At 65.1% G+C, this 25,967-nt stretch carries 28 protein-coding genes; 10 read left to right on the top strand and 18 right to left on the bottom strand.

The annotated features are described in order from the left end of the window. Positions 1–22 precede the first annotated feature (22 nt). Entirely contained in the window at positions 23–223 is a 201-nt protein-coding gene (locus FFI87_RS28455; protein ID WP_138849881.1) for a hypothetical protein, read from the top strand. Between the two features lie 99 nt (positions 224–322). Here the strand turns inward: FFI87_RS28455 and FFI87_RS28450 are convergent, their stop codons facing one another. From FFI87_RS28450 to FFI87_RS28410, 9 genes are all read right to left on the bottom strand, one after another. Beyond that, positions 323–2,335: a phospholipase effector Tle1 domain-containing protein gene (locus tag FFI87_RS28450; protein ID WP_138849882.1), complete on the bottom strand. Its 2,013-nt coding sequence runs from the start codon at positions 2,333–2,335 to the stop codon at positions 323–325. 15 nt (positions 2,336–2,350) lie between these two features. Next, complete coding sequence (locus tag FFI87_RS28445; RefSeq protein ID WP_012365227.1) at positions 2,351–2,806, bottom strand: DUF3304 domain-containing protein; 456 nt, start codon at positions 2,804–2,806, stop codon at positions 2,351–2,353. Between the two features lie 17 nt (positions 2,807–2,823). Beyond that, complete coding sequence (locus FFI87_RS28440; protein ID WP_012365228.1) at positions 2,824–3,303, bottom strand: DUF3304 domain-containing protein; 480 nt, start codon at positions 3,301–3,303, stop codon at positions 2,824–2,826. A gap of 17 nt (positions 3,304–3,320) precedes the next feature. Continuing rightward, positions 3,321–3,800, bottom strand: coding sequence for a DUF3304 domain-containing protein (locus FFI87_RS28435; protein ID WP_138849883.1), 480 nt, complete (start codon positions 3,798–3,800; stop codon positions 3,321–3,323). Positions 3,801–3,817: 17 nt separating this feature from the next. Then, positions 3,818–4,300: a DUF3304 domain-containing protein gene (locus tag FFI87_RS28430; protein WP_138849884.1), complete on the bottom strand. Its 483-nt coding sequence runs from the start codon at positions 4,298–4,300 to the stop codon at positions 3,818–3,820. A 33-nt stretch (positions 4,301–4,333) separates the two neighbouring features. After that, positions 4,334–4,561, bottom strand: coding sequence for a hypothetical protein (locus FFI87_RS28425; protein ID WP_138849885.1), 228 nt, complete (start codon positions 4,559–4,561; stop codon positions 4,334–4,336). A gap of 59 nt (positions 4,562–4,620) precedes the next feature. Continuing rightward, entirely contained in the window at positions 4,621–5,652 is a 1,032-nt protein-coding gene (locus tag FFI87_RS28420) for a DUF4123 domain-containing protein (RefSeq protein WP_261378598.1), read from the bottom strand. A gap of 14 nt (positions 5,653–5,666) precedes the next feature. Next, positions 5,667–8,219 carry a type VI secretion system Vgr family protein gene (locus FFI87_RS28415; protein ID WP_138849887.1) on the bottom strand — a complete coding sequence of 851 codons (2,553 nt, stop codon included), beginning with the start codon at positions 8,217–8,219 and terminating at the stop codon, positions 5,667–5,669. A 195-nt stretch (positions 8,220–8,414) separates the two neighbouring features. Next, on the bottom strand, positions 8,415–8,594 hold the full coding sequence (locus tag FFI87_RS28410) for a hypothetical protein (protein ID WP_138849888.1): 180 nt from the start codon (positions 8,592–8,594) through the stop codon (positions 8,415–8,417). 125 nt (positions 8,595–8,719) lie between these two features. Between FFI87_RS28410 and FFI87_RS28405 the strand changes: the two genes are divergently transcribed. Beyond that, the gene (locus FFI87_RS28405; protein ID WP_138849889.1) at positions 8,720–9,154 is read left to right on the top strand and encodes a GNAT family N-acetyltransferase; all 435 of its coding nucleotides are present in this window, start codon (positions 8,720–8,722) and stop codon (positions 9,152–9,154) included. Positions 9,155–9,169: 15 nt separating this feature from the next. Here FFI87_RS28405 and FFI87_RS28400 read toward each other — a convergent pair whose 3' ends face one another. Continuing rightward, positions 9,170–10,066: a LysR family transcriptional regulator gene (locus FFI87_RS28400; protein ID WP_138849890.1), complete on the bottom strand. Its 897-nt coding sequence runs from the start codon at positions 10,064–10,066 to the stop codon at positions 9,170–9,172. A gap of 122 nt (positions 10,067–10,188) precedes the next feature. On the opposite strand from FFI87_RS28400, the gene tam reads away from it, so the two are divergent. Continuing rightward, positions 10,189–10,977, top strand: coding sequence for a trans-aconitate 2-methyltransferase (gene tam, locus FFI87_RS28395; RefSeq protein ID WP_138849891.1), 789 nt, complete (start codon positions 10,189–10,191; stop codon positions 10,975–10,977). Between the two features lie 42 nt (positions 10,978–11,019). Here the strand turns inward: tam and FFI87_RS28390 are convergent, their stop codons facing one another. Further along, a complete protein-coding gene (locus FFI87_RS28390; protein ID WP_011660099.1) occupies positions 11,020–11,610 on the bottom strand; it encodes a GNAT family N-acetyltransferase in 591 nt (196 codons plus the stop codon). Between the two features lie 258 nt (positions 11,611–11,868). Then, a complete protein-coding gene (locus tag FFI87_RS34625) occupies positions 11,869–12,009 on the bottom strand; it encodes a hypothetical protein (RefSeq protein ID WP_175784720.1) in 141 nt (46 codons plus the stop codon). Positions 12,010–12,145: 136 nt separating this feature from the next. Here FFI87_RS34625 and FFI87_RS28385 point away from each other — a divergent pair, with 136 nt between their 5' ends. Further along, positions 12,146–12,550: a nuclear transport factor 2 family protein gene (locus FFI87_RS28385; RefSeq protein ID WP_138849892.1), complete on the top strand. Its 405-nt coding sequence runs from the start codon at positions 12,146–12,148 to the stop codon at positions 12,548–12,550. A gap of 67 nt (positions 12,551–12,617) precedes the next feature. Here the strand turns inward: FFI87_RS28385 and FFI87_RS28380 are convergent, their stop codons facing one another. The 6 genes from FFI87_RS28380 to FFI87_RS28355 form a co-directional block, all read right to left on the bottom strand. Continuing rightward, positions 12,618–13,451, bottom strand: a complete 834-nt coding sequence (locus FFI87_RS28380) for a helix-turn-helix transcriptional regulator (protein ID WP_138849893.1) — start codon at positions 13,449–13,451, stop codon at positions 12,618–12,620. 279 nt (positions 13,452–13,730) lie between these two features. Beyond that, complete coding sequence (locus tag FFI87_RS28375; protein ID WP_138849894.1) at positions 13,731–15,128, bottom strand: MFS transporter; 1,398 nt, start codon at positions 15,126–15,128, stop codon at positions 13,731–13,733. 194 nt (positions 15,129–15,322) lie between these two features. Further along, the gene (locus tag FFI87_RS28370) at positions 15,323–16,183 is read right to left on the bottom strand and encodes an XAC2610-related protein (RefSeq protein WP_138849895.1); all 861 of its coding nucleotides are present in this window, start codon (positions 16,181–16,183) and stop codon (positions 15,323–15,325) included. Between the two features lie 48 nt (positions 16,184–16,231). Then, a complete protein-coding gene (locus FFI87_RS28365; protein WP_012365242.1) occupies positions 16,232–16,600 on the bottom strand; it encodes a hypothetical protein in 369 nt (122 codons plus the stop codon). A 20-nt stretch (positions 16,601–16,620) separates the two neighbouring features. Continuing rightward, complete coding sequence (locus FFI87_RS28360; protein ID WP_138849896.1) at positions 16,621–16,977, bottom strand: winged helix-turn-helix transcriptional regulator; 357 nt, start codon at positions 16,975–16,977, stop codon at positions 16,621–16,623. A 154-nt stretch (positions 16,978–17,131) separates the two neighbouring features. Then, on the bottom strand, positions 17,132–18,184 hold the full coding sequence (locus tag FFI87_RS28355; protein ID WP_138849897.1) for an RNA-guided endonuclease InsQ/TnpB family protein: 1,053 nt from the start codon (positions 18,182–18,184) through the stop codon (positions 17,132–17,134). A gap of 119 nt (positions 18,185–18,303) precedes the next feature. Here FFI87_RS28355 and gstA point away from each other — a divergent pair, with 119 nt between their 5' ends. The 6 genes from gstA (at position 18,304) to FFI87_RS28325 (ending at position 25,879) form a co-directional block, all read left to right on the top strand. Then, on the top strand, positions 18,304–18,936 hold the full coding sequence (gene gstA / locus FFI87_RS28350; RefSeq protein ID WP_138849898.1) for a glutathione transferase GstA: 633 nt from the start codon (positions 18,304–18,306) through the stop codon (positions 18,934–18,936). An 81-nt stretch (positions 18,937–19,017) separates the two neighbouring features. After that, positions 19,018–19,404 carry a hypothetical protein gene (locus tag FFI87_RS28345; protein ID WP_138850262.1) on the top strand — a complete coding sequence of 129 codons (387 nt, stop codon included), beginning with the start codon at positions 19,018–19,020 and terminating at the stop codon, positions 19,402–19,404. Positions 19,405–19,495: 91 nt separating this feature from the next. Then, on the top strand, positions 19,496–20,788 hold the full coding sequence (locus FFI87_RS28340) for a TolC family protein (protein WP_138849899.1): 1,293 nt from the start codon (positions 19,496–19,498) through the stop codon (positions 20,786–20,788). Positions 20,789–20,799: 11 nt separating this feature from the next. Further along, complete coding sequence (locus FFI87_RS28335; protein WP_138849900.1) at positions 20,800–22,311, top strand: efflux RND transporter periplasmic adaptor subunit; 1,512 nt, start codon at positions 20,800–20,802, stop codon at positions 22,309–22,311. Further along, the gene (locus tag FFI87_RS28330; RefSeq protein ID WP_138849901.1) at positions 22,308–25,514 is read left to right on the top strand and encodes an efflux RND transporter permease subunit; all 3,207 of its coding nucleotides are present in this window, start codon (positions 22,308–22,310) and stop codon (positions 25,512–25,514) included. Before FFI87_RS28335 ends, FFI87_RS28330 begins: the two co-directional genes overlap by 4 nt. Further along, the gene (locus tag FFI87_RS28325) at positions 25,511–25,879 is read left to right on the top strand and encodes a copper-binding protein (protein WP_012365249.1); all 369 of its coding nucleotides are present in this window, start codon (positions 25,511–25,513) and stop codon (positions 25,877–25,879) included. The genes FFI87_RS28330 and FFI87_RS28325 overlap by 4 nt, the downstream gene beginning before the upstream one ends. The last annotated feature ends 88 nt before the right edge of the window (positions 25,880–25,967 follow it).

The raw sequence follows: 25,967 nt of genomic DNA, 5'->3' as shown, positions 1-25,967 counted from the left end.
TGACATATCAAAAGGAGTGGAGATGACTTTTACGCAAACGCAAGCTCGGTTTTTCACTGGCCTCGATGCATTCGACGAGCCGACGTGGGACGAATCCGGCGCGCCGGAAGAAGTGCACGTGACGTCGTATCAGGCGGTGCTGCAGGAGCCGATGACGTCGCTCGTCGGCGGTACGATGGATCGGCCGGATGTCGCGGCGGTGGCGATTCTTGGGTATAACTGACGCGGGATTGAACGTGGGCGCCACCCGGTCGCGTATGCGCCGGGTGGTTTCGCATTGCCTGCCGGCGTGGCAGGGGATGGTATTGCTCCGGGCAGCTGCTCAGTCGCCGGAGAGATCGCCGATCGAAGCGCCGTGCGGAATCTGGCCGGATGTGACCTGCCTGATGTATTCGTCCTGCGCATCCTGGATGTTCTTCGACACATTGGCGAGGACTTTCTCGACGTAGTCCTTTGCCGCGTCGGTCTTGCGCGCGACCCAGCCTTTCTCCTCGATTTCGCGAAGCTGCATGAATACGCCGTCGCCGAGCGACACATTGTTGAGCCGGGTAATCGTGTTGTGCACGAAGTTGTCGAAGAACGCGATCACTTCCGGTGACAGCTTCGGCGGATGTACCCATGCGGTAGCCAATGCTCGCACCGTCTTGTCCGAAATGTCGTCGACCGTACGGCGCTCGCCGAAGGTGAGCTGCGGAACCTTGGAGGTAGGATCCTGGCTCTTGTAGTACCAGTCACGGCCTTCGTAGTTCGGCAACCCACCACCGTGCGGGAAGACGGCGTTGTAGACGTTGGCGTCCACGGTGTTGATGAACAGGTTGTTGCCGATACTTTCGTGCGCAGTGCGATCGTGGACATGACGTGCCCATGACACGAACAATTTCTGGTGTTCGAGGAAGTGCGTTTCGAGTGGGCCGTTCGATTTCGGCAGCATGGCGGTATACGCGCCGAACAGGTCGTTGACGTTGAGATCCTTGCCGTTGACATTGACGGTCTTCCGATAGTCGAATTCGCGTGCGGCTATTGGCGAGACCGTCCGCAACTTCGCAAGCGGCAGCATCGGTACGCCGGCCGACCACGCGCGGTCCAGCATGTTGCGGGCGGATACGCGCGCGAGTTCGGCCGATTTCTGATCCTCTCCTTCAACGAATCCGCCGCCGACATCCGACTGACTGCCTGGATAGACGATTTCCTGAAGATTGGCGTGATCCGCCGATTTCCGGGGCGAATCCAGATTCTTGTAAAAGCGCAGCTCGGTCGCGGCGACGTGGTGGACGATCGACTTGAATTCCTTCTGGATATCGAATTGACCGAGCGATTGCTTGGACAGTGCGACGAAAAGGCTCAATCCCTTGATGCTGAGGCTGGCGACTTTCCCCTCTCCGGGAACGACACTCAGCACCGGCGCGACGACTTTGGCGAAAATCGAATCCGCGTATGAAGTCGATACGCAGTCGAAGAGTCCCATGAAATCGAACTGGACTTCGATTCCGTCGTAAGTGATTTTCCCGTCCTTCTTCTTGCAGGCCTTTTCGATCAGTTCGTTCGCGAACTTCCGGGCAATGACGCCGCCACGGTCATAGCCGAACAGTGACACACGGATGCGCTTGATTTCGCGATTGTCGGCTGCCCGTGCATGATCGACGTTGCCCTTGAAATCGGCGATCGCCTTGTTGACGCGTGCATCGAAACCCGTGCCCATGTAGCCGGCCGCGAATTCGCTGTCGCGGACGACCGGGACGGAGTCTGCCGCGATCGTCACGGCGGCCGGCAGCAGATCGGCGCCGACTTTCTTAGGCGTCAGCGATTTCCTGATCTGGCCTCGCGCGGTCTCGCCCGCATGGTCCAGTCCGTCCAGGATCGACGACTTGCCTCGCGTCAGCAGGCCTTTGTCCGCAGCGGTGTCGCGAAATCGCTGGCCAATGTCGGCGGCGATCTTCTTGCCCGGCTCCTTGATCACCTTGCTGTCGGCTTCCTTGAGGAGTGCGTTGCTGGAGTCGGTCACGATCTTCTTGGCCGTACCGACGGTTTTCACCGACAGGTCGCGACCCATGCCCTCGTAATACATCTTGTAGATGCCGAACTCGTCGCTGCTGTCCGCATGCGCGTTGAAGAGGCGCGCGATATTCGACAGTCGATCGGTGTCAGTCATTCCTTGCGCGAAACCGTCGAAGAAGAAGCTTTGATAGATCTCCTGATTGCAGCGGAAGCACGGACTCGGCGGATCGGCCGGCAATTGAGCACTGACGCTCGCGGCGCGTGCGATGCGAGACGCTGCGGCGCCGGATTCGGATTGGTTTTGCGTGGCACCTTGCGCGGCTGCGGTTCCATTCGGCATGATTTCCTCGCTCGACTAGTTGTTGGCGCGCATGCGCGGCATCGTCGGATACTTGACCCATTGGGCTTCAATCTTGCGGCCGGACAGAAAATGAAACTCGATATAGCCGTCACGCTTGTCCGGCAACTCCGGGACGGCGATGTCCGTCTCGTAGATTTCCGGCGACATGTTCTTTGCATCTTCCTCAGGCGTCAGATCGTATGTGACCTTGAGGTGCCAGGTCTTCTTGTTGCGCGGCACTTCCATGCAGCAGACCGTACCGCCGCCACCGCCGAACTGGCGGGCGTGCACGCTGCCGGCGCCGAAGCCGTCGACGACAAAGTTGTAGACGCCACGGTCGGTGTAGTTGAAACCCACCACGTGATAGGGGCCGTAGCTGGCGGTCTGTGCATGCACCCACCATGCGCCACCCAGCAGCACGACGGCGACGACGATCGGGTTGCGAATGAGGCGGCGAAGAAAATTCGGCATGTCGTTGTTCCTGTCGTTTAATTCGTCGCGAACGACGCATTGCTAGTTGTATTTGGGTTGCGTGGATCTGTCGGGGACTCGACCCATTTGGCTTCGATCTTGCGATCAGGCAGGAAATGGAATTCGATGTATCCCTGCGATTTGTTCGGCAAGGCTGGTACAGGAATGTCCGTTTCGTAAACGTCAGACGGCAAGTTGTTCTTGTACTGCTCCTGGGTCAACTCGTACTCAATCTTGACGTGCCAGATCTTTTTGCCCCGCGGGACTTCCATGCAGCATACGGACTTCCCACCGCCGCCAGGTTTGTGGGCGGTAGAGCCGCCGGCCCCGAATCCGTCGATCGTGAAACTGTAGATGCTTCTGTCCGTATAGTTGTATCCGATGACGCGATACGGGCCGTAGTTCGCGGTTTGCGCATGCGCCCAACATGCCCCGCCAAGTAGCAGCACGGCGATCCCGATCGGGTTGTGAATGAGGCGGCGAAGAAGATCCTGCATATTGGTGTTCCAGCCGCTCAGTTCGTCGTGGACGACGCGTTGTGCGTTGTACTCGAGTTGTGCAGGCCCGCCGGATACTTTACCCATTTGGCTTCGATCCGGCGATCAGGCAGAAAATGAAATTCGATGTATCCGTCGTGTTTGTTGAGCAACGATGGGGCAGGAATGTCAGTTTCGTATACGTCGTTCGGCAAATCTTTTTTGTACTGCTCCTGTGTCAGTTCGTAGGCGATCTTGATATGCCACATTTTCCCGTTTCGCGGCACGCTCATGCAACATACCGTTCCTCCACCGCCACTGGATTCATGCGCGTTGACACCGCCGGCTCCGAATCCATCGATCGTAAAAAACGCAATGCTTCGATCGGTGTAGTTGAAACCCACGACGCGATAAGGACCGTATCTTGCCATCTGCGCGTGCGCACCCCATGAACCCGCGAGCAGCAATGCCGCGATCGCGATCGGGTTACGAATGAGGCGATGATGAAAATTCAACATGTCGATGTTCTTGCCACTCAGTTCGCAGACAACGCATTGCCCGTAGTATTCGGGTTGCGTGGATCTGTCGGGGATGCCGCCCATCGCGCCTCGATCTTATGTTCCGGTCGGAAGTAAAACTCGATATACCCGCCGTGCTTGTCGGGAAGCGGCGGAATGGCGATGTCCGTTTCGAAAACGTCGTTAGGCAGGTTGTTCCTGTACTGCTCGGGCGTCAATTCGTACCGAAGCTTGATGTGCCAGGTCTTCTTGTTGCGCGGGACTTCCATGCAGCACACGGTTCCACCGCCACCACCGGCTTGGTGTGCGCGAACGTTACCTGCACCAAATCCGTCAATGTTGACGCTGTAGATACTGCGATCGGCGAAGTTGTATCCGATGACGCGGTATGGGCCATAGCTCTGAATCTGAGCATGCACCCACCACGCGCTACCGAGTAGCCCGACGGCGACCACGATCGGTTCGCGAACGATACGGCGCATCACGCTCAACATGTCCATGATTCCATCGATCGATCCATCAAATTCGCCCGTCTAGCGGGTGTCCGGAACATGCGCGTCGATCCGGCGAGCAACCCATTGCGAGACGATGCCGCTGCCGCCTTGGGACTCGTTCGCATACGCGCCTCCAGCACCGAAATCATCGATCGGATAGCTGTAGACGCTGCGATCGATGTGATTGAAACTGATGACCTGATACGGACCGCTGACTTCCGCCTGTGCATGCAATCCGCACAGTCCGCCCGCGATCATCACCGCCATTGCAATCGACCGAGGAGTCACACGACGTATTCCGCTCAACATCCCCATTCCCCCGCCGTTCAACCGACATCAGGCAGCACACCCACCGCCGCCATCGTTGCCGATTGCCGTTCGGCTGCATAGCCGGCCACCGGATGCCCGTCCAGCAGTTCCGTCCACACTTCCGTATCGACATCGCCGAGCGACTCCGACAACGGCGGCGGATCGTCCCCGCGCGCCGCGATCTTCCCGGCAATCGCCGGATGCGCGTCGAACGCCGGATGCACGTTCATCCCGACCAGCACAAAGTACGCGAGATCGTTTTCGTTCACGAGCCCATGCCGGCTCCGCGCTCGGGCCACCAGGTCCTTCACATAGCGAATGCCCCAGCGGTCCGGCACCGCTGACATCGGCGGCAGCAGTTCGTCACGCAACTGGAAATAGAGGGTCTCGGCGAACCCTTCGCGGGCGAGCGCGTCGTATTGCGCGTCCGTGAACACGATCGGCGTCGCGGCGGGCGCGGGCAGCGGCCCTCGTTCGTCGCCCGCCACGGCCTCCCACGGATCGAACCGGTAACGCAGTTCGACGAACGCGGCCAGCAGTTCGCGGCGCTGCGCGGGCGTCAGGATCGGCAGGAGGTTCTCGAGGACCGACGGATCGTAGTAGCGCAGCAAGGCCTGTCGCGTATCGGGCAGCGTGACCTCGGCAAGCGGATGCAGGTAGGCCGCGAGTTCGGACACCGCATGACCCGTCGCGAGCCACACGACGAGGTCCGACTCGCCGCCGGCATTCAGCAGGTCCAGCATCATCGCGTGCGATGCCTCGTCGTCTGCGCTCAGGTCGAGCAGGAACGGACCGATTTCAGGCCGCGACGCCTCGAGCATCGTGTCGGGGTACAGCGATTGCCATGCAAGGCCCCGCACACGCGCGGCGTCGAGCATGGTGTCGTCCAGCGCGCCGTCGACGAGCGCGATCAGCCGCAACGGGCGCGTGTGCCCGGCCTGCCGCGTGCGATGCCAGTCGCACAGGTCGTCGTGCCGTTGCGCTGCACTCGTGCGCGGCCATTGCGCCGGCAGCGGCAGCGCGCGCGTCAGATCGCGAAACGGCTTCATGGAGGCTGCGTCGTTCATGTGCGGGGCGTCAGTGCGGATTTCATTTTCGCGGCGCTGCGACGGCATTCCGAACATACGCCTTCGGGCAGGCGTGGCAGCGGGTAGTCGAGGCTGGTCGGGCCCGAGAAGCTGTGGTTGCCTCCCTTGAAATCCACCTTCCCGGGCGCGTGGATCTCGATGCTACCGTTACCGATGCGAATGTATGCACCGCCGGAGGTCAACAGAATCGGCCGCTTCGATGCGATGTCGATTTGCGCGGTGGCGGCAACGACCTTCACGGTCTTCTGCGCAGTGAGCTGCACGTCGTCGTCATGCGCGCGGATCTCGACCTTGCCCTTGCCGGCAAACAGCTTGATTCCCGAGTTCTGCGCGAACAGGCTCACCGACGAGATCACGCTCGCGATCAGCGATTTTCCGGCTGCGATGTGCGTGCTCTGGCCGCTGATGACGTTGACGTGCTTGTCCGCGACCATCTGCAACGACTGCTGGCTGGCCATCCCGATGCCGGCCGGACTGCCGAACAGCATCACGGGCTGTGCGAACGCGTTCGCGTTGCCGGTGCCGCCACCCGCCGTGCGTCCGCCCGAAGCCGCGCCGGACGCGCTCTGCTGCGTTGCGTCGGTAAACGTCTTCAGCGCATCGCGACCGGGCTGCAGCGTGTCGGCCTGATGGGCTTCGCTCGCGCCGGACAACGATTCGAGCAGGCTTTCGCCGCCGACGAGCTGTTGCTGCGCCTCACAGACGTCGAGCGGCTGGCTCGACACGGTCTTCGGATGCGTCGTGACGTAAAGGCCCTGGCTCGCGCGCACGGCGCCGTAGGCATCGGACCGCAGGTCGAAGCCGCTGCCGACGTAAGCGCCGCGCGTATTGCCGGACTGCTCGATCAGATAACCGATGTGCAGTGCGCTGTTCGCCATGCTGCTGTAGAGCTGCACGCGGTTCTGCCCGGTTGCGTCGTCCATCACGAGCTGGTTGTAGCCGCTGCCCGCGTATTCCTTCGAACGGAAGCCCGACAGCACGCCGTCGGTATGCCACTGCGGTTTGGTCGCACCGTTGTAGAGACGGGCCGTGACGATCGGCCGGTCGCAGTCGCCGGACATCCAGTCGACGATCACTTCCTCGCCGATGCGCGGCACGTGTACGCTGCCGTACCCGCCGCCCGTGTCCGACGATGCGACGCGAAGCCAGCACGATGCGCGGTCGCCGCCTTCGTTAAGGCGATCCCAGTGGAACCGGACCTTGATGCGGTTCAGTTCGTCGGTATGGACTTCCTCGCCCTTGGGGCCGGCGACGGTTGCGGTCTGCAGGTGCATCTCGGGCTTCGGATGTTCGAACGGACTGCGGAACGGCACCGCCTGGCGCTGGGCTTCGACCTCGACGAAATAGAAACCCTCGCTGCCGTCGGCGTGGCGTACGGTCATCGCGCTGACCGCGTCGCCGAGCTGTGCCTGCATTGCGTCGAAGCGCGCGGCCAGCCCGTGCGGAAACGGCGACGGCGTGGCCGGAATGTTGTTCCTGATCCACCAGACCGTCTCGACGACGGCAAATCGGTTGGCGTCATGTTCGGTGGGCGGATGCGCGGGATGGTCGGTCAGTTCGAATACCCGGCCCGCATCGATGCCGCGCATGCCGCCGATGCCGTGGAACCGCTTGGCGCGCGACTCCCATTCTTCCATCCGGATGGTCGACTGACGGTTGCCGTCACCTTGGGGGCCGTACGTATAGGCGCCCGTGTAAGTGTAGACCTCGGCCTGATCAGGCAACTCACCCTGGTCCGGCCTGGTCGGGACGTCGGTGCTTTTTGGATTGAGTGCGGTGCCGGGTGACTTGTAGTCGAAGGTGCGCGTCGTGTAGCGGCTGCTTTGCAGTGTGCGCGTGCTGGACCACTCGGCGAGAGCCTGGGTCTCGTCGCCCGAGGTGGCGCGATGGAATGGCACGCGTGCAGGTGTGGCGGCTGGCAACGAGTGCAAGGAATCGGTGATCACCAGCGTATGGTGCGAGCCGTCCGGAGCCTGCTCGAAATAGCCGAACAGGCCTTCATCCTCGAGTAGACGATGGACGAAATGCCAGTCGTCCTCGAATTGCATGCAGAACGAACGGTTTCGCAGCGGTGCGGAGAGCGTGAAACGGAACATGCCGCCGGCTTGCGGATGCTGGTTGAATACGTCGGTAATGATTTCGTCGGCGGTGCGGTCCTGCCAGATGCGCTGGTCGCGGCGGTAGCGGAGAAACCCGAGCCACGACATGAAACGAATCTGGTATGCGGTGATGCTGCCGTCGAAGCCGAGCCGACGTGCGGTCTGCGCATAGCCATGCCACGGCAGGTAGGCGTCGCCTTGCTGTTGGATCCACAGCGTGACGGGCTGCGCGATCAGCTTTTTCAGTTCGATGTTGTCGCGAGTCGAGATGGCGTCGACCGTCAATGCGAATTCGCGGCCGAGCCGCGACGCGCCATGGACGGTCTGGGGCAGCAGCACATTCTCGCCCAGCGGTGTATCGAGCTTGAGCAGACGACCTTGCTGAAACAGGCCGCCGGCGATTGCGCGAACGAGTTCTTGTGAATTCATCGTCGTGGCCCTCTTGGATCGAGAACGATGAGTTGGCGACTTTATCGTCGCATTTGTCGTATGAATGCTCTCGGTAGGCGATTTTAACGGATAAATCGCACCATTTCGGTATCAAATCCATCGGATTTATTGGGGGACCGGTGGCAGCCGGCGACACCGGCGGCGGCCTCTCACATACGCTCACTGCCTGTCGCCTCAGTCCTCCTGAGCGCCCGACCGCCTTGGCGCGCTGCGATAAGGCTCATCGCGCGGCGGCAACAGGGCCGTACGCCGCGGCACCGCTGGTTCCAGCGCCACGGCGACGAGATCCATGCTCGGGGCGGTCGTTGGGGGTAGCAGCGTCGCGAGATTCGCGCGGCGCACGATCTCGATCATTGCCGATCCCCGCGCGCCCGCAGGGCCGGCTCGCGTCGCGCAAACGCCCGACGCGCTATAGTCGTGCGACACCCGCTGCGGACGCTCCGCACATCCGGCCGTCCATTCACGCACGCCTTCATTCCATGACCGCGCATTCCGCCGTTTCCCTTCAGCTGACCGACACCGAACAGCCGTCCGCCCGCGACTTCATCAGCCGCAAGCTCGGCGAATTCAATCACGCGATGACGGGCCGCGCCGACACGGCGGCGCTCGACGTCTACGTGACCGATCCCGCGACCGGCGAGGTATTGGGCGGCCTCACCGGCCGGACGTCGCTCGGCCTGTTCTTCATCGATCTCTTCTACCTGCCGGAATCGCTGCGCGGCGGCGGCTTTGGCAGCCGGCTGCTGCGCGAGGCCGAAGCGGAGGCTAAGCGGCGTGGCTGCGCCCGCGCGGTGCTTTACACGATCACGTTCCAGGCGCCGGATTTCTACCGGAAGCACGGGTATGAGGTATTCGGTGAAGTGCCGTGCGAGCCGGAAGGCGCGGCGCGCGTGTTCATGGTCAAGACGCTTTGAGCGACATTGCCCGAGTCACCGCTCCGGCGTCGCGCGCTCGACGATCATGTCGTACAGCGCCTGCGCCGCGGGCGACAGCTGCGCGGCCTTGCGCTTGACCAGCACGAGTGTGCGCGACACCGACGGTTCGACGAGCTCGATCGTGCGGATCATCGGATACGCGTTCTTCTGGATGGCGAGCTTCGGCACCACGGCCGCGCCGAGACCTTCCGCGACGAGTCCGAGCGCGGTCGAACTGCGCTGCACCTCGTAGAACGAATGCAGCGACACGCCGCTCGTCTTCAACGCACCGTCGAGCAACCCGCGATTGCCGCTCACTTCACCCGCGAAGATCAGCGGATGCGGCTGCAGCGCCGCCCAGCGAATCCGCCGCCGCTTCGCGAGTGGATGATCGTCGCGGCAGACGAGCACGTACGGATCATGCGTGAGCGGCACGCTGACAAGTTCGGGATGCTGATCGCCTGCGATGCTGATCCCGAATTCCGCTTCACGCCGCAGCACGGCTTGCAGTACCGACGCCGATGCATGATCGAGGATCTTCACGCGATCGTGCGGCCGGTGCCCGGAGAACGCGCGCAGAATGCGGGGGAGATACTGCACGCCGACCGTCGGCAAACACGCGATCGTCACGTCGCCGCGCTGGCTCAGGCCCGTCTCGCGGATTTCGGTCAGCGCATCCGACAGCTCGTTCAGCAGCCGGCGCGCCTGCGGCAGGAAACGTCGGCCGATTTCGGTGAGGGTGGTGCGGCGCGTCGTGCGCTCGACCAGCGCGACGCCGAGAAACGACTCGAGCTTGCGCAGCCGTTGCGTGATCGCCGTTTGCGTGACGTGCAGCGTATCGGCGGCCTGCCTGAAGCTGCCGCCATCGGCGATCGCGACGAAAGCCTGGACACCAAGCGTATCGATTTTCATCAGAAATATGAATCAATGGCGATATTGAATTCATTTTACTGACGAACGCCGAAATCGCAGAATGTGCTGCATCGACGGCTGTCGATCTCCCGACGCCGTCCACGCCGACCAGGAGGCCTACCGTGACGACCCCACCCGATCAATACGCGAAACAGTACGTGCGATTCGAAGACGAACGCACGCGGCCTGTCCGCGACCTGCTGGCCGCGGTGCCCGATACGCCGATCCGAACCGCGATCGACATCGGCTGCGGGCCGGGAAATTCGACAGAGGCGCTGATCGCGCGTGCGCCCGACGCGACGGTCCGCGGTATCGACGCGTCGCCGGACATGATCGCGGCTGCGCGCAAGCGCCTGCCCGCGCTGCGTTTCGATCTGGCGGATATTTCCACCTGGGACGATCCGGGCGGCTACGACCTGATCCTGTCGAACGCGGTGCTGCAGTGGGTGCCCGCGCACGACGCGCTGTTTCCGTCACTCGTCGGCTGGCTCGCGCCGGGCGGCCATCTCGCGGTGCAGATGCCCGACAACCTCGACGAACCCGCGCACCGTCTGATGCGGGAAGTCGCCGCGGCCGGGCCGTGGGCGGACAAGCTGAAAGACGCCGCGCGCACCGAGCGGTTCGATGCGCGGTACTACTACACGTTGCTGTCGCCGATGTGTTCGCGAGTCGATGTATGGCGCACGACTTACTACCATCCGCTGAGCGGCGGCGCCGATGCGGTCGTCGAATGGTTCAAGGGCAGCGCGCTTCGGCCGTTCCTCGCGGCGCTGGACGACGACAGCGAACGCGACGCGTTCATCGCGCGCTATCGCGATGCACTCGCGGGACCGGACGGCTATCCGGTGCTCGACGACGGCACCGTGCTGCTGCCGTTCCCGCGACTGTTCATCGTCGCGACGCGGAAGTAATGCAACAGCAAGATTGATGTCGGGGCGGCAGGTTGTAGCGCGTCAGGACAACGGCCGCATCGATTCCGGATCGACGGTCCGGCTCTTCGCGGTCTGGCCGTCGCGCAGATCCTTGTACCAGAACAGCGCGACTTCCCCGTCGTTCACGCCGTCGGCGTACAGGAAGCGGTCGTGGCCGCCCACGACGAAGCCCGCGCGGGCGTATGTGCAGCATGCTGCGACGTTGTTCGCCTGCGTTTCCAGTCGCATGAAGCCGAACCCGCGGCTGCGCGCCCACGCTTCCGCGGCCGCCAGCAGGTACTGGCCAATTCCTTGCCGCCGGCACGCGCGATCGACAGCGAGTTCCGCGATCTCGGCCATCCCGTTCCAGCTTTCGGTGATCGCGACGAAACCGGCGAGGCGCCCGCCTGCGGTCGCGCGGAACAGCGCGGTGCCGCCGCACGCCTCTCGCGCCCAGCCGGCCGGGTCGAAGCCGTAGTCCTTGCGCCGCACGGGCAGCGCGCGCAAGTCGAGCAGATCGCGGTACGGCGCGTTCAGTTCCCACGCGATCTCGAACGAGAAGTCGCATCCGTTCAGTTCGTCGGCGGGCAGATCGACCGCCTGTTCGATGCTGATGTGCTCGGCTCGGTCCATGTGTCGGTGTCCTGTCTCGAGTGGCTGCGCTCGCACAATCCTTCCCCACGCGGCGCCGTCAACGCCCGATTATGCGCGATATCGGCGCGGACCCCGCCGCAGTTCCGTTGTCACCATCGGATTGGGATTTGTCGACGGTACTGCACGCGCCTGTGGAAGAGGGTGGAGAGGAATCCGAATAATCGAATGCCGATTGACGCAACCTCGAAACGGTGGCGCTGCCGTCGTCGATCAACAGTGCAACGCGCGGTTCGTGGCTCAGCAGCGGGCGGCCGATTCGGGCGTGTGCAGCTCGATCACGTGTTCGACGCACGGCCCGAGCAGCAGCACGTCGACGCACTCCAGGGCCGTGACCGCATCGCGCATCGCGGCGAGATAGCGGTACCGCGAATTGCTCATACCGTCATACCGAATCCACGCCGGCCGGTTGCTCGCGGAACCTTCACGTGCCGTCCCGCGCTTCGACTATGCTGAATTGTCTGCGGCCGGATTTCCGCGCCGCAACGCTGGGAACCGGCGATGGCGGGAGGGCGTGATGAGCGAGCAAAGCAATGTGCAACTGGTGCAGGAGGCGTACGCGGCGTTCGGCAGGGGCGACATCGGCGGCGTCCTGCAGACGCTGTCCGAAAACATCGACTGGTTCATCCCGGGGCCGGCCGACGTCGTACCGTTCGTCGGCAGGAGACGAGGGCCGCGGGACGTCGCGACGTTCTTCGCTGCGCTTGCGGCGACGCAGACCGCGGAACGGTTCGAGCCGCTCGAATTCATCGCCAGCGGCAAGCGGGTCGTCGTGCTCGGCACGCAGCGCTGGCACGTCCTGTCGACCGGGCGCACGTACGAGGACGACTGGGTGCACGTGTTCACGATCGAAAGCGGGAAGATCGCGAAGTTTGCCGAGTACCACGATACCGCCGCCGAAGCGGCCGCACATCGTTACTGACAGCGCCGCGCGCAGCTGGCTGCCGAGGAACCCAGGTCGTCGCCAACGGCCAGAACGGCCGCATTGGTCAATCGATCGCGCCCCATGCGGCGAGCTCGCGCTTCGTGCGCACGCCGAGCTTCGCGAACGCGCGCTTCACGTACGACTCGGCCGACGCGACCCGCACGCCGAGGATCTCGGCGGTCTCCGGCACGGTCTTGCCGGAGATCAGGTGCTTGCAGGTTTCGTATTCGCGCTTCGACAGTTTCACGCCGTCGGCCGCGATCCGTGCATCGAACCGCGCGAGCGGATGCACGTCGGGCGTCGGATGCGCGATGCGCCGCGCGGCGGTGGTCGACGCGTGCAGCTCGAGCAGCGGGAACAGGACGTCGCTGATGCTGCGAAAGCGGCTCATCTCGGCGAGCGTGAACGGCGGACGGTCGCGGCCGCGTTCGAGCGCGATCGAATGCTGCGCATAGCGGGTGCCGCGCGCGAGCACGCATTCGTGGCCGATACGCACGTCGTCGAACAGCCGCTGGCGGAACTCGCCCGGAGGGATCGCCGCGATGTCGCGCACGACGAGCATCGTGCCCGTCTTGCCGCGCAGCCCCGCGAACAGCGGATCGCTGTCGAAAAAGCGCTCGTAGTAGAGCGTCATCACGTCGGAGATTTCTGCGGTATCAGTCTGCGCGCCGATGCCGCTGCTGCCGATCCATTCGCAGCGATAGCCGGTCGGCATCGCGCCGTCGACGCGCGAGCGTTCGACGTGCGCGACGTCGAGCGGCACCACGTCGTTCAGCAGTTGCGTGAGACGCGGCACGAAGTGCGGCGTGCCGACCGTCTCGATCAATTCGCCGAGCGCCTTGAACGACACGTTGAAGCGATCGGTGTCGCGGTGGGAGGAGTTCACGTCGGGCAGCATGCGGTTCGCCGATGAAAAGCGGGCGCGATTCTAGCGCCGGAAGCCGAAATCGTCATTCAGGGGAAATACCGGCAGGTGTCTTGTCAGCCGTCCTGCCCGGGAAAACGCGGCTTGTCCCGCAACGAAGGGGCATACCGGGGCAGTATAAATGGGTAACGACGAGCGACGTGGAATGCGACGCCGACATCGAATGGAACGGCGAGATGGCGCGTGACCGCGAGCGCGGATGGCAGCAAGGCGGTCGCGCTCGCGCGTAGCGCGTGCCGCCCGCGCGACGACTCAGGCGTCGATGCGTTCGACCTTGCCGACCAGCAGCCCGTACGACAGGCTGCCCGCGAGCGCCATCGCGGCGATGTAGGTGATCGCGCGCGAGAAGTCCGCGCCGTCGACGAGCAGCCCGATCACGATCGGCGTCGCGATCGCGGACAGGTTGCCGATCAGGTTGAACACGCCGCCCGTGAGGCCGAGCAGCCGCGCGGGCGCGAGGCCCGACACGAGCGACCACGTGATCGACGCGAAGCCGTTGCCGAAGAAGGCGATCGTCATGAACGCGATCACCCAGCCCGTCGACGTGACGTAGTTCGCGCCGATGATGCAGGTCGAGATCAACAGCCCCGAGATGATCGGCAGCTTGCGCGCGAAGCCCTGCGACGCGCCGCGCCGCATCAGCCAGTCCGACAGCACGCCCGAGCACAGCACGCCGACGAACGCGGCGAGAAACGGCAGCGACGCGAGAAAGCCCGACTTGATGAAATCCATCCCGCGATACTTGACGAGGTAAGTCGGGAACCACGTGAGGAAGAACCACAGCGTCGAGTTCAGCGCGAACTGGCCGAGATAGATGCCCCACAGCTTGCGCCGGCCGAGCACGACGCCGAGATCGCGCCACGTCGACGGCGTGCGTTCGGTGCGCGCGGCGACGCGATCCTCGAGATCGATGAGCCCGCCGCCGTCGCGGATCAGCGCGATCTCGGCCGCGTTGACACCGCGAAACGCGCGCGGCTCTCGATAGACCGCATACCAGATCGCGGCCCATGCGATGCCGGCAAGCCCGGTCGCGACGAACACCATGTGCCAGCCGAGATGCACCTGCAGCCACGCGAGCACCGGCGTGAGGAACGCGAGGCCGACGAACTGCCCCGACGTGTAGCCGCCGATCGCGCTGGCGCGCTCGCGGGTCGGGAACCACGTCGTGACCACGCGGTTGTTGATCGGATAGGCCGGCGCTTCGAGCGCGCCCACCGCGAGCCGCAGCACGACCAGCCCGAAGAACGAGCCTGCGAAGCCGAGCAGCAGGGTCGCGGCCGACCACAGCGCGAGCGCGCCCGCATACAGCACGCGCGGCGACACCTTGTCGACGAGCCAGCCGCCGGGGATCTGCATCAACGCATAGGTCCAGCCGAACGCGGAAAACACGAGGCCCGCGCGAACCGGGTCGATGTGCAATTCCTTGAACAGCGCGGGCGCGGCGATCGACAGGTTGCTGCGGTCGAGATAGTTGATCACCACCGTGACGAACAGCAGCGCAAGGATGATCAGGCGCTTGCGGCTCGGCGGCGCGGTGAAGGCGGCGGCGGCCGCGGGCGCGGAATCGCGTGCTGTGTCGGGCGCGGTGTCGGCGCGCGTGTGCGGCTGCGCCGACGGGCTGGCATGCGTGCGTGACGCGGAATGGGCCACGGTCGTCTCCTGTGTTCTGTGCCGGCCGGCACCCGCGTGGTGGTGCGGCCGGATCCAATGGCATTGGGCGAACGTTAGGGCCGTGGAGCGAAGCGCGTCAACATTTGGGCAGGCATCCCTATTAATGGGATGTGAAGCGCTCAGTATGTGGGAAAGGGCGGTACGCGCGCGGAGAACGCCGGCGCCGCAGTGGCTCAGTTGCCGGTCGCTTCCTTCGCGCTGACCCAGCCCTGTGAACTGCCGCCGCGCGGATTGCGATACAGCACCTTCAGCCACTGGAAGTCGGCGCTGGCGTCGATCAGTTCGAGCGTATCGCCCGCGACGACATAGCGGCGCGTCGGCGCGTCGTTCATCGCGTCGTGCAACGGCAGGCGCGCCGGGCGCACCTTGAACGTGACCTTGCCGCCGCCGTATGCGTCGGGGCGGCGCGAGACGCGCTTGCCGTGCGCGTCATAGGTCAGCAGCATCGACGGCGGGCCCGAGTCGCCGTCGAACAGGTCGTGCAGGTCGTCGGGAATTGCTTCGCTGGACTGATGGAGATACATCCGGCCGTTGCCGTCGAAGCGGTAGGCGTCGGTGTACCAGATCGGCCCGCTCCGGCACGAGCTGTACAGCGTGTGCTCGCTCGGCTTCGCCTGGACGTTGATCAGGTCGTCGCAGTTGCCGTGCGGCATGCTGGCCGCCGGCAGGTTCAGCGGCTCGAACCGCTGATGCGCGGCGTCATACAGGAAGATGCCGGAGCGCTCGTTGACCATCCCGAGCGGCGCATACGCGGCGAGATCGCGGTGGCCGTCGAAGTTGTAGTCGTCGGACGCAAGCCGGTAGTGGCCTTCCTCGTCCGAGATGCCGACGTCGAGCACCTGCGTTTTCCCGCTCGGCAGAAAGCGGATCGTGATGCGCGTGCCGTCGGCGTGTTCGACACGAGCCGTGACGGCGTCGTCGACCTTGAACGTGAGCAGCGGTTTGGCCGCATGCGCGGCGGCAGCCGACGCGCAGCACGCGATCAGCAGCGCGCAGCGGCGGAGGAGCGGTTGGAATCGCGGAGTGCGTGTCATGTGCCGAGTTCGAACGCGTGGGCGGGATGGTGTGTCGAGCCGGCCGGCTTACGCGCCTGCGCTGTCGTCGCGATACCCGCTCTTGCCGTCGAAGATTTCCTTCAGCGCGGCGCGCAGCGCGACGGGATCATGCTCGCCGGGTGCGAGATGGATCACGTAATGCGTATTGCCGTCGAGCCGCGCGGCGGTACGTGCGTCGACCTCGACTTCGATCGTGTCGCCCGTCAGACGCACCGACAGATCGTTCACGTGCGCGGTGAGCTGGTCGCGCACCATCACTTCGATCGTGGTTTCCTCCGGAAAGCGCAGCAGCGAGAAGCAATAGTTTTGCTCCGCGTCGTGGCAATAGATGTTCGCGCAGCTTTCATCGTCGTCGATGTCGGACGTGGCCGCGCCGACAGTGGCGTGCAGTTCCATGATGTTCCTCTGATGTGGAATCAACTATGCAGGGCCGCTTGCGTCGCGACGCCGCAGCGCGCATCGCGCGCCTTCAGCCACAACCCGAATTCGCGCATGACCTCGACGACGGGCCGCAGCCGGTCGCCGTCCGCGGTCAGATCGTACTCGACGCGCACCGGCACTTCCGGATACACGGTGCGCCGCACGAAGCCGGCTTCCTCGAGCGCGCGCAGGTCGAGCGTCAGCATCCGTTGCGAGATGCCGGGAATATCGCGGCGCAAGTCGCTGAAGCGCCTGGGCCCGTCGAGCAGATACGACACGATCAGCAGCCGCCAGCGGCCGCCGAGCATGCGCATCGCCTCTTCCACGGAACATCCTGTCGCACTCGTTTTCATGCTGCTGGCCCTGATAGGTAACGTTTTTGTGACTACGGCACAAACGACTGCCGTCTTCCGCGCGTCGCGCAGATGCGAGATATTAGCGCCCGCGTCGCGACGAATCGATAGTCCAACCATCCAACCCAGGAAAGCGATTGACGTCCTCACCCGCCTAAAGGCAGGTGATTCCCACACCTGGCGATGCACGTCCGCATCGGAGAATGTTCAGCGCAGCGTTGGTATCTCGATCATGCACGACACCACATCCACTGCAGGCCCACTCTCTTACTCGCAGTCCCGCGATACCTTTCGGCCGCGTCGTGCTGTCTTTCGATCCGCACGCCGAACAGGACTGGGTAGAACCGCTTTCGTCCACTTCCTCGAACGTGGCTCCGTGCGCGATCGCTTTGTAGCGGAGCTTGTTTCGGAAGGAAGACCAGGATGCGTCGTAGACGCTTTTCGCCATCCTGGTTCTGGCGAGCTTCGCGGCCGACACGTTGCCGACCGCGATGTAATCGAAGCGCCGCACCAGATCGAGCGCGAGCTTGTGCTGGAAATCGGCACGGGCGTTCGCGACCTTGGCATGCAGCTTCGCGATATGTCGCTTGTGCTTGCGTGCTCGCTGGGCCTTCGCCAGCTTGTCCGCCGCACGGCGGCCGAATTGGTCGTTGGGCAGTTTCTCGCCGGTCGAAAGTGTGGCGAAGTCTTTCAGGCCGAGATCGATGCCGACGCCGGAACGGATCGGGCGAGCCTGAACATCGGGTGCCTCGATCACGATGTTGAGAAACCAGTTGCCGCGCGCATCCTGTGCGAAGTTGGTCCCATCCTTGATCTTGCCTTCGGGAAGCGCCCGGCTGTTGAACACGCGAAACGTGTTGCCGGCGAAACGGAACGCGTCACCCTCACGCTTCAGGTCACGGCCCTTCAGCGGCACCCAGCCCAGCGATTTCCTGCCGCGATAGCGCAGGTAGGGCCGACGGTGCTGACTGCGCGACTTCGCGTATTGCTCGCACGTCGCGTTGATTGTGCCGGAGTGAATGCCGAGCGCCTTGCTGCTGCCGGTCGTCAGCACGTTCAGATCGAATCCCGTCGGCCATTTCTTGCTCCACTTGAGCGCGTGCTTCTGCGTGTCATTGCAGAAGTTCCAGACGTAGTTCACTGCACGGCTCTGCTTGTTGAGCAGTCCGTTGAGCGACTTCACCCGGTAGCGGTAGACAAGAATCATGCCGGTGATCCTAACCCGTGGAAGAAGCTGCCTGTCAACAGCACTCCTTTCCTTCCCGCCATCCGCCCCGAAGGAAGTCCCCTTGGGGGAAATGGCGGGGTTTCTCGGAGCAAATTCTGATGAAGCTCTATCACGCTCCCGGCAGCTGTTCGCAGGCGATTCGCATCGTGCTGCGCGAAGCGGGCCTCGACGCGCAGATCGTCACGGTCGACGCGCGCAAGCACCGCATCGACGACGGCCGCGACTTCCATGACGTCAACGCGCTCGGCTACGTGCCGCTGCTCGAACTCGACGACGGCACGATGCTGCGCGAGGGGCCGGTGATCGCGCAGTATCTCGCCGACCGACGCCCGGAAGCGGCGCTCGCGCCCGCGTACGGCACGCTCGCACGCTATCGACTGATGGAGTGGCTGAACTTTGTCGGCACCGAAATCCACAAGGGCTTCATTCCGCTGCTATACGCGGTGCAGGCGGGGAAATGCGTCGAGCCGGTGCGGCAGAAGCTCGATGGTCGTTTCGCGTGGATCGACCGGCAGCTCGACGGCAACGCGTACTTGACGGGCGACACATTCACGATCGCCGACGCGTACCTGTTCGCGGTGACGGGCTGGGGCAAGGCCGACTGGATGCGCTCGGTGTACAACGCGGATATCGACCTGAGCCGCCATGCGAACCTGCGCGCGTGGTACGAGCGGGTGCGGGCCCGGCCGGCCGTACAGCAGGTGCTCGCCGCGGACGGCCTGGCCAGCTAGCGAGCCGGACGGCCCGGGAGGCGTACAAAGCCGTACATGTCACCCGGTCCCGCCGCCATTCACCGCGCTATAATCGCCGCCATGAAATGGCTCCGGACCTTCATCCTGCTGCTGCTTTGCGCGGTGCTGCCCCTCAGCGGGCTGGCAGCCAGCGGGCTGACCGGCGAATGTCCGATGCAGTCCACGATGTCGATGGATACGGACGCGGGCATGAGCATGTCCGCCGACATGAGCGGCTGCGATTCGATGAAGGCGTCGCCCGCCGACAGCGCCAAGGCCAAGGCGAAAGCGAAAGGCATGGCCTGCAAGCTGACCGCCCAGTGTCAGTTCGGCAGTCTCTATCACCCCGCCGCTCGTGCCGACGTCGGCCGCCCCGCTGCATACACCAGTACGATCGTCTTCCACTACGCGCAGTCCGTCCCGATCCGCGACCCGAACGGGTTGTGGCGCCCACCCCGCATCAATTGATCCCGATTTGACCGGTTCACCGCCGAGGCGGTGAGGTTCGTCCTGCATTCAGGACGTGGAACCCATTCGGGTTCCGACTTGGGGTTACACCATGTCATTCGATCTCTGCACGCCGCACGCGCGGCGTGCGCGTCGGCGCGCGCCCATGCTTGGCGCGGCGCTGCTGGTTGCGGGCGCCGCTCACGCGCAGTTGGCGCCTGTCACGCTGGACGCCGCGCTGCAGTCCGCCACCGAACATTCCGCCTCGATGCAGGCCGCACAGGCTTCCGTGCGTGCCAGTTCCGAGGCAGCCGTCAAGGCTGGCCAACTGCCCGACCCGTTGCTGAAGGCCGGCATCGACAATCTGCCGGTCAACGGCGGGCAGCGTTTCACAGTCGGCCAGGACTTCATGACGATGCGCCGCATCGGCATCGAACAGGAATGGGTGTCGGGCGACAAGCGACGCCTGCGCACGGCGCTCGCCAACGAACAGGTCGGGCGCGAGCGCGCCGGCTATCTCGCGCAACTCGCCAGCGTGCGTCAGCAGACGGCCGCGGCGTGGCTGAACGCGATCTATGCGAAGCAGGCGCTTGCGCTTCAGCAGGTGTTGCTCGATCACATGAGTCATGAGCTCGAGGCAATCAAGGCGTCGTATCGCGGCGCGAAGGCGGGTGCGGGCGACGTCGTCCAGGCGCGGGCGATGCTCGCGCAGACCCGGGATCAGCTGCTGAAGGCGCAGGAGGCCTACCAGACCGCGCGCATCGCGTTGTCGCGCTGGACCGCCGCGCCCGTCGACGACGTCGCGGGAACGCCGCCGGCCGCGGAATCGTTCGTATCGTCGTTGCCGCCGGATGAATTGAGGTTGTCGCAGCCGGCGCTCATCACCGCGGCGGGCGACATCGCCGTCGCCGAAGCCGACACCGCGGTGGCGAACAGCGAGCGCAGCCCCAACTGGACGTGGGAAGTCGCGTACCAGCAGCGGGGCGGCGCGTATTCGAACATGGTGTCCTTCGGCGTGACGATCCCGCTGCCGCTGAACCGCAAGAACCGGCAGAACCGAGACGTCGCCGAGAAGGCCGCGCTCGCGACGAAAGCGGGGCTGATGTACGAGGACACGCTGCGCCAGGTGCAGGCCGATATCCGCATGCAGTCGGCAACGCTCGCGAGCGGCCGCGCGCGGATCGCGAACCTGCGCGAAGCGCTGCTGCCGGCCGCGGAGCAGCGCGTCCAGCTCGCCGACGCCGCATACCGGGCCGGCACGGGGTCGCTCGCCGACACGTTCGCCGTGCGCCGCGCGCAACTCGATGCGCAACTGCAGGTGCTTGATGTTCGCCGCGAGGTTTCGCAGACCTGGGCGCGGCTCGAATACCAGGTCGTGCCGCCGACCCTCGCCGCCGCACAATGAAGGAGAACGACATGACGAAGCAAACGCTCGTCCGCGCCGTCCTGCTGGCGTGCGCCGCCGTGGCGCTGCTCGGCGCGGGTTACGTCGCGGGCGCACGCCGTGCGGCAAGCGCGGGGCCGGAGGCCGCCGCTGCGTCGCCGGCCAGATCCGACCCGACGTCCGGACGCAAGGTGCTGTACTGGCACGATCCGATGGTGCCGAACCAGCACTTCGACAAGCCGGGGAAGTCGCCGTTCATGGACATGCAGCTGCAACCCGTCTATGCGGACGAAGGTGGCGGCACGTCGGGTGTTCGGATCGATCCGGGCCTGCAGCAGAACCTCGGCATCCGCTATGTGGCCGTCCGGCGTCAGGAAGCGGCCGGCGGATTCGATGCGGTCGGCACCACCCAGTTCGATGAGGCGCGCACGGACGTCGTGCAGTCGCGCGTGACGGGCTACATCGATCGCCTGTACGCGCGGGCGCCGATGCAGCGCATCGACAAGGGCGCGCCGATCGCGTCGCTGTACGTGCCGGACTGGCTCGCACCGCAGGAGGAATACCTGGCGCTGAAGCGCGGCGGGATGGACCGCGGCCTGCTGGACGCATCGCGCGCACGCATGCGCGCGCTGTCGATTCCGGACGGCATGATCGCGAGTCTCGATCGCACGGGCCGCGTGCAGACCCACGTCGTACTGGCCGCGCCGGAAACCGGCGTCGTCAGCGAGCTGAACGTGCGCGACGGCGCAATGGTCGCGCCGGGGCAGACGCTCGCGAGGATTTCCGGCCTGTCGACGCTGTGGCTGATCGTCGAGATCCCCGAAGCGCTGGCGTTGAACGCGCAGCCGGGGATGCAGGTCGACGCGACGTTCGCGGGTGATCCGTCGCGGCACTTCGCGGGTCGCATCCGCGAGATCCTGCCGGGCATCAGCACGAGCAGCCGAACGCTGCAGGCGCGGCTCGAGATCGACAACGCATCGCTGAAGCTGACGCCCGGCATGCTGATGCGCGTGCGCGTCGCCGACCCGAAGGCGACGCCACGCCTGCTCGTGCCGTCGGAGGCGGTGATCGCCACCGGTAAACGCACGGTCGTGATCGTGAAGCGCGGCGACGGCGGCCTGCAGCCGGCGACGGTGACGCTCGGCAACGACGTCGGCAGCGATACGGAAGTGCTCGCCGGGTTGAGCGAGGGCGATACGGTCGTCGCATCGGGACAGTTCCTGATCGATTCCGAAGCGAGCCTCAAGTCCGTGCTGCCGCGACTGGAAAGCAGCGCCGGCGCGGTGCCTGCGTCGGCGCCGAAGGCGGCGTCGACGACTTATGAGACCACCGGCAAGGTCGAAAGCGTCACGGCCGACGACATCACGTTCTCGCATCGGCCCGTGCCCGCGCTCGGCTGGGGCGCGATGACGATGACCTTCGGCAAGCCGTCCGCGACCGCGTTCCCGGACGTGAAGCCGGGCCAGACGGTGCGCTTCGCGTTCGTGCAGAGCGACGACGGTTACCGGCTGACGAAGGTCGATCCGCTGGGGGGCAAGCCATGATCGCGCACGTGATTCGCTGGTCCGTCCGCAACCGCTTTCTGGTGCTGCTCGCGACCGTTCTGCTCGCGGCGTGGGGTGTCCATTCGCTGCGGCAGACGCCGCTCGACGCGCTGCCCGACCTGTCGGACACGCAGGTCATCGTCAAGGCGTCGTACCCGGGCAAGGCGCCGCAGATCGTCGAGGACCAGGTGACCTACCCGCTGACGACGACGCTGCTCGGCGTGCCGGGTGCGAAAACCGTCCGCGCGTACTCGTCGTTCGGCGATGCGTTCGTCTACGTATTGTTCGACGACCATACCGACCCGTACTGGGCACGTTCGCGCGTGCTCGAATACCTGAGCCAGGTGCAGAGCCGGCTGCCCGCGGGCGCGACCGTGTCGCTCGGGCCGGATGCGACCGGGGTCGGGTGGGTGTACGAGTACGCGCTTGTCGACCGCACCGGCCGCCACGACCCCGGCCAACTGCGCGCGCTGAACGACTGGTTCCTGAAATTCGAGCTGAAGGCGGTGCCGGACGTGTCCGAAGTCGCGAGCATCGGGGGGATGGTGCGCCAGTACCAGATCGTGCTCGATCCGGACAAGCTGCGTGCGTACGGCATCACCCAGGCGGCGGTCGCGGACGCGCTCGGCAAGGCGAACCAGGCATCGGGCGGCTCGGTCGTCGAGCTGGCCGAGTCGGAGTACATGGTGCGTTCGTCCGGCTACCTGCGCACGCTAGACGACTTCCGGCACGTCGTGCTGCGCACCGACGACGCGGGCACGCCGGTGCTGCTCGGCGACGCCGCGCGCATCCAGGTCGGCCCCGCGATGCGGCGCGGGATCGCGGAACTGAACGGCCAGGGCGAGGTGACGGGCGGCGTCGTCGTGATGCGCTCGGGCAAGAATGCGCTGACGACAATCGACGCGGTGAAGGCGAAGCTCGCCGCGCTGAAGCGCTCGCTGCCGCCCGGCGTCGAGATCGTCACGACCTACGATCGTTCGCAGCTGATCGAGCGCGCGGTGGACAACCTCAGGGACAAGCTGATCGAGGAGTTCGTGATCGTCGGGATCGTCTGTGCGGTCTTCCTGTTCCATCTGCGCAGTGCGTTGGTCGCGATCCTGGCGCTGCCGCTCGGCGTACTGACGGCGTTCATCGTGATGCGTTACCAGGGCGTGAATGCGAATCTGATGTCGCTGGGCGGCATCGCGATCGCGATCGGCGCAATGATCGACGCGGCGATCGTGATGATCGAGAACGCGCACAAGCATCTGGAGGCATATGGCGATGCGCATCCCGGCGAGCCGATCACGACCGCACGCCGCTGGGAGTTGGTCGCGACGTCGGCCGCCGAGGTCGGGCCGGCGCTGTTCTTCTCGCTGCTGATCATCACGCTGTCGTTCATTCCGGTGTTTTCGCTCGAAGGGCAGGAGGGCAAGCTGTTCGCGCCGCTCGCGTTCACGAAGACCTACACGATCGCCGCCGCGGCCGGTCTGTCGGTGACGCTGGTGCCGGTGCTGATGGGATATCTCGTGCGCGGCCGCATTCCGCCCGAGCACGCGAACCCGATCAATCGCGTGCTGATCCGCGTGTACCGGCCGCTGCTCGAAGCGACGCTGCGGCGCCCGTGGTTCGCAATCGGTATTGCCGTCGTCGCGCTGTTGCTGACGGCCCTGCCGGTGTCGCGGCTCGGCGGCGAGTTCATGCCGCCGCTCGACGAGGGTGACCTGCTGTATATGCCGACCGCATTGCCGGGCATTTCGGCCGACAAGGCGAGCGAGCTGCTGCAGCAGACCGACCGGCTGATCAAGACCGTGCCCGAGGTCGATACGGTGTTCGGCAAGTCGGGGCGCGCGGATACGGCGACCGATCCCGCGCCGCTCGAGATGTTCGAAACGACGATCCGCTTCAAGCCCCGCAGCGCGTGGCGGCCTGGGATGACGCCCGAGAAGCTCGTCGACGCGCTCGATCGCACGGTGAAGGTGCCGGGGTTGTCGAACGTGTGGGTGCCGCCGATCCGGAACCGGCTGGACATGTTGTCCACCGGCATCAAGACGCCCGTCGGCGTGAAGATCTCCGGGCCGGACCTGGCGGGGATCGACGCGATCGCGACGCAGGTCGAGGCAGTGGTGAAGCACGTGCCGGGCGTCACGTCCGCGCTCGCGGAACGGCTCAACGGCGGCCGCTACATCGACGTCGAAATCGACCGGCTCGCGGCCGCGCGCTACGGGCTGTCGGTGGCCGATATCCAGTCGGTCGTGTCGTCGGCGATCGGCGGCGAGGACGTCGGCGAGGTGATTGCCGGGCGCGAGCGATTTCCGATCAACATCCGCTATCCGCGCGAGATTCGCGATTCGCTCGAGAACCTGCGACAGTTGCCGGTCGTCACCGCGCGGGGCGCGCAGCTTCGTCTCGGCGACGTTGCACGCGTCGTGATCGCCGACGGGCCGCCGATGATCCGCAGCGAGAATGCGCGGCTGTCCGGCTACGTGTACGTCGACATTCGCGACACCGATCTGCGCACCGCGGTTCGCGCGATGCAGCAGGCGGTCGCGCAGCAGGTCACGTTGCCGCCCGGCTATTCGATCGCATGGTCGGGCCAGTTCGAATATCTCGAACGCGCGGCGGCAACGCTGCGCACCGTGGTGCCGGTGACGCTCGCCGTGATCTTCGTGCTGCTGTTCCTCACGTTCGGTTCGGCAGCCGATGCGCTGCTGCTGATGTCGACAGTGCCGTTCGCGCTGGTCGGCGGCTTCTGGCTCGTCTGGGCGCTCGGCCACGCGGTATCGGTCGCGACGTCGGTGGGCTTCATCGCGCTGACGGGCGTGGCCGCCGAGTTCGGCGTGGTGATGCTGCTGTACCTGGAGGGCGCGCTGCGGCGCCGTCTCGATGCCGGCGAGCCGCTGACCGATGCCGTGCTGCTCGATGCGGTTCGCGAAGGCGCGGTTCTGCGCGTGCGGCCGAAGGCGATGACGGTGGCCGTCGTGCTTGCCGGCCTCGTGCCCATCATGATCGGACACGGCGCCGGCTCCGAAGTGATGCAGCGCATCGCCGCGCCGATGGTCGGCGGCATGGTCACCGCGCCGCTGCTGTCGATGTTCGTCATTCCCGCCGCATGGCTTTTGCGGCAGCGCCGTCGGGCGCGCGGCGCGAGCCGCCGGCGGCATTCCGATGCAGTTCCTCACGGCATGAACGTGCCGTCCAACCCCACTGGAGAATCACGATGAAGATGAATCAACTGATCGCCACTGCCGCCGCCGCTCTCGCGACCGGCGCGTTCGCCGTACCCGCGTTTGCCGCGGGCGACATGTCGGGCATGGAGATGTCCGGCATGAAGATGTCGTCCGGCGGCGCGGCCGAATCGGGCACGGCGCTGACTGATGCGGAAGTGAAGAAGGTCGATGCCGCGAGCGGCAAAATTACGCTGAAGCACGGCGCACTGGAGAACGTCGACATGCCGTCGATGACGATGGCGTTCAAGGCGAAGGACGCGGCGATGCTCGCCGGGGTTCATGCGGGCGACAAGGTGAGGGTGCGCGTCGAGCGCGTCAACGGCACGCTGACGATCGTCAAGCTCGAGAAGGCATCGTAAGCGCGGCAATGCGGGCGGCGCAGCCGCCTGCAGCGACGGCCGCGGCTCACGATGCTGCTTCGTGAACCGCGGTCGGGCGCGTGGATGC

This window comes from Burkholderia sp. KBS0801 (genome assembly GCF_005937855.2).
In the GTDB taxonomy this organism is placed as follows: domain Bacteria; phylum Pseudomonadota; class Gammaproteobacteria; order Burkholderiales; family Burkholderiaceae; genus Burkholderia; species Burkholderia ambifaria.
The sequence above is the reverse complement of the archived record's forward strand: the minus strand, read 5'-3'. Positions and strand labels throughout refer to the sequence as shown.

Bases quoted from the DNA above. Each gene is read 5' to 3' on its own strand.
- FFI87_RS28340 (WP_138849899.1), top strand. From the start codon at position 19,496: ATGTCATTCGATCTCTGCACGCCGCACGCGCGGCGTGCGCGTCGGCGC.
- FFI87_RS28365 (WP_012365242.1), bottom strand. From the start codon at position 16,600: ATGGAACTGCACGCCACTGTCGGCGCGGCCACGTCCGACATCGACGAC.
- FFI87_RS34625 (WP_175784720.1), bottom strand. From the start codon at position 12,009: ATGAGCAATTCGCGGTACCGCTATCTCGCCGCGATGCGCGATGCGGTC.
- FFI87_RS28385 (WP_138849892.1), top strand. From the start codon at position 12,146: ATGAGCGAGCAAAGCAATGTGCAACTGGTGCAGGAGGCGTACGCGGCG.
- FFI87_RS28360 (WP_138849896.1), bottom strand. From the start codon at position 16,977: ATGAAAACGAGTGCGACAGGATGTTCCGTGGAAGAGGCGATGCGCATG.
- FFI87_RS28380 (WP_138849893.1), bottom strand. From the start codon at position 13,451: ATGCTGCCCGACGTGAACTCCTCCCACCGCGACACCGATCGCTTCAAC.
- FFI87_RS28330 (WP_138849901.1), top strand. From the start codon at position 22,308: ATGATCGCGCACGTGATTCGCTGGTCCGTCCGCAACCGCTTTCTGGTG.
- FFI87_RS28425 (WP_138849885.1), bottom strand. From the start codon at position 4,561: ATGGCGGTGATGATCGCGGGCGGACTGTGCGGATTGCATGCACAGGCG.
- FFI87_RS28355 (WP_138849897.1), bottom strand. From the start codon at position 18,184: ATGATTCTTGTCTACCGCTACCGGGTGAAGTCGCTCAACGGACTGCTC.
- FFI87_RS28410 (WP_138849888.1), bottom strand. From the start codon at position 8,594: ATGATCGAGATCGTGCGCCGCGCGAATCTCGCGACGCTGCTACCCCCA.
- FFI87_RS28450 (WP_138849882.1), bottom strand. From the start codon at position 2,335: ATGCCGAATGGAACCGCAGCCGCGCAAGGTGCCACGCAAAACCAATCC.
- FFI87_RS28400 (WP_138849890.1), bottom strand. From the start codon at position 10,066: ATGAAAATCGATACGCTTGGTGTCCAGGCTTTCGTCGCGATCGCCGAT.
- FFI87_RS28405 (WP_138849889.1), top strand. From the start codon at position 8,720: ATGACCGCGCATTCCGCCGTTTCCCTTCAGCTGACCGACACCGAACAG.
- FFI87_RS28455 (WP_138849881.1), top strand. From the start codon at position 23: ATGACTTTTACGCAAACGCAAGCTCGGTTTTTCACTGGCCTCGATGCA.
- FFI87_RS28335 (WP_138849900.1), top strand. From the start codon at position 20,800: ATGACGAAGCAAACGCTCGTCCGCGCCGTCCTGCTGGCGTGCGCCGCC.
- FFI87_RS28415 (WP_138849887.1), bottom strand. From the start codon at position 8,219: ATGAATTCACAAGAACTCGTTCGCGCAATCGCCGGCGGCCTGTTTCAG.
- FFI87_RS28325 (WP_012365249.1), top strand. From the start codon at position 25,511: ATGAAGATGAATCAACTGATCGCCACTGCCGCCGCCGCTCTCGCGACC.
- FFI87_RS28430 (WP_138849884.1), bottom strand. From the start codon at position 4,300: ATGGACATGTTGAGCGTGATGCGCCGTATCGTTCGCGAACCGATCGTG.
- FFI87_RS28390 (WP_011660099.1), bottom strand. From the start codon at position 11,610: ATGGACCGAGCCGAGCACATCAGCATCGAACAGGCGGTCGATCTGCCC.
- FFI87_RS28370 (WP_138849895.1), bottom strand. From the start codon at position 16,183: ATGACACGCACTCCGCGATTCCAACCGCTCCTCCGCCGCTGCGCGCTG.
- FFI87_RS28435 (WP_138849883.1), bottom strand. From the start codon at position 3,800: ATGTTGAATTTTCATCATCGCCTCATTCGTAACCCGATCGCGATCGCG.
- FFI87_RS28440 (WP_012365228.1), bottom strand. From the start codon at position 3,303: ATGCAGGATCTTCTTCGCCGCCTCATTCACAACCCGATCGGGATCGCC.
- FFI87_RS28345 (WP_138850262.1), top strand. From the start codon at position 19,018: ATGAAATGGCTCCGGACCTTCATCCTGCTGCTGCTTTGCGCGGTGCTG.
- FFI87_RS28445 (WP_012365227.1), bottom strand. From the start codon at position 2,806: ATGCCGAATTTTCTTCGCCGCCTCATTCGCAACCCGATCGTCGTCGCC.
- FFI87_RS28420 (WP_261378598.1), bottom strand. From the start codon at position 5,652: ATGAAGCCGTTTCGCGATCTGACGCGCGCGCTGCCGCTGCCGGCGCAA.
- gstA (WP_138849898.1), top strand. From the start codon at position 18,304: ATGAAGCTCTATCACGCTCCCGGCAGCTGTTCGCAGGCGATTCGCATC.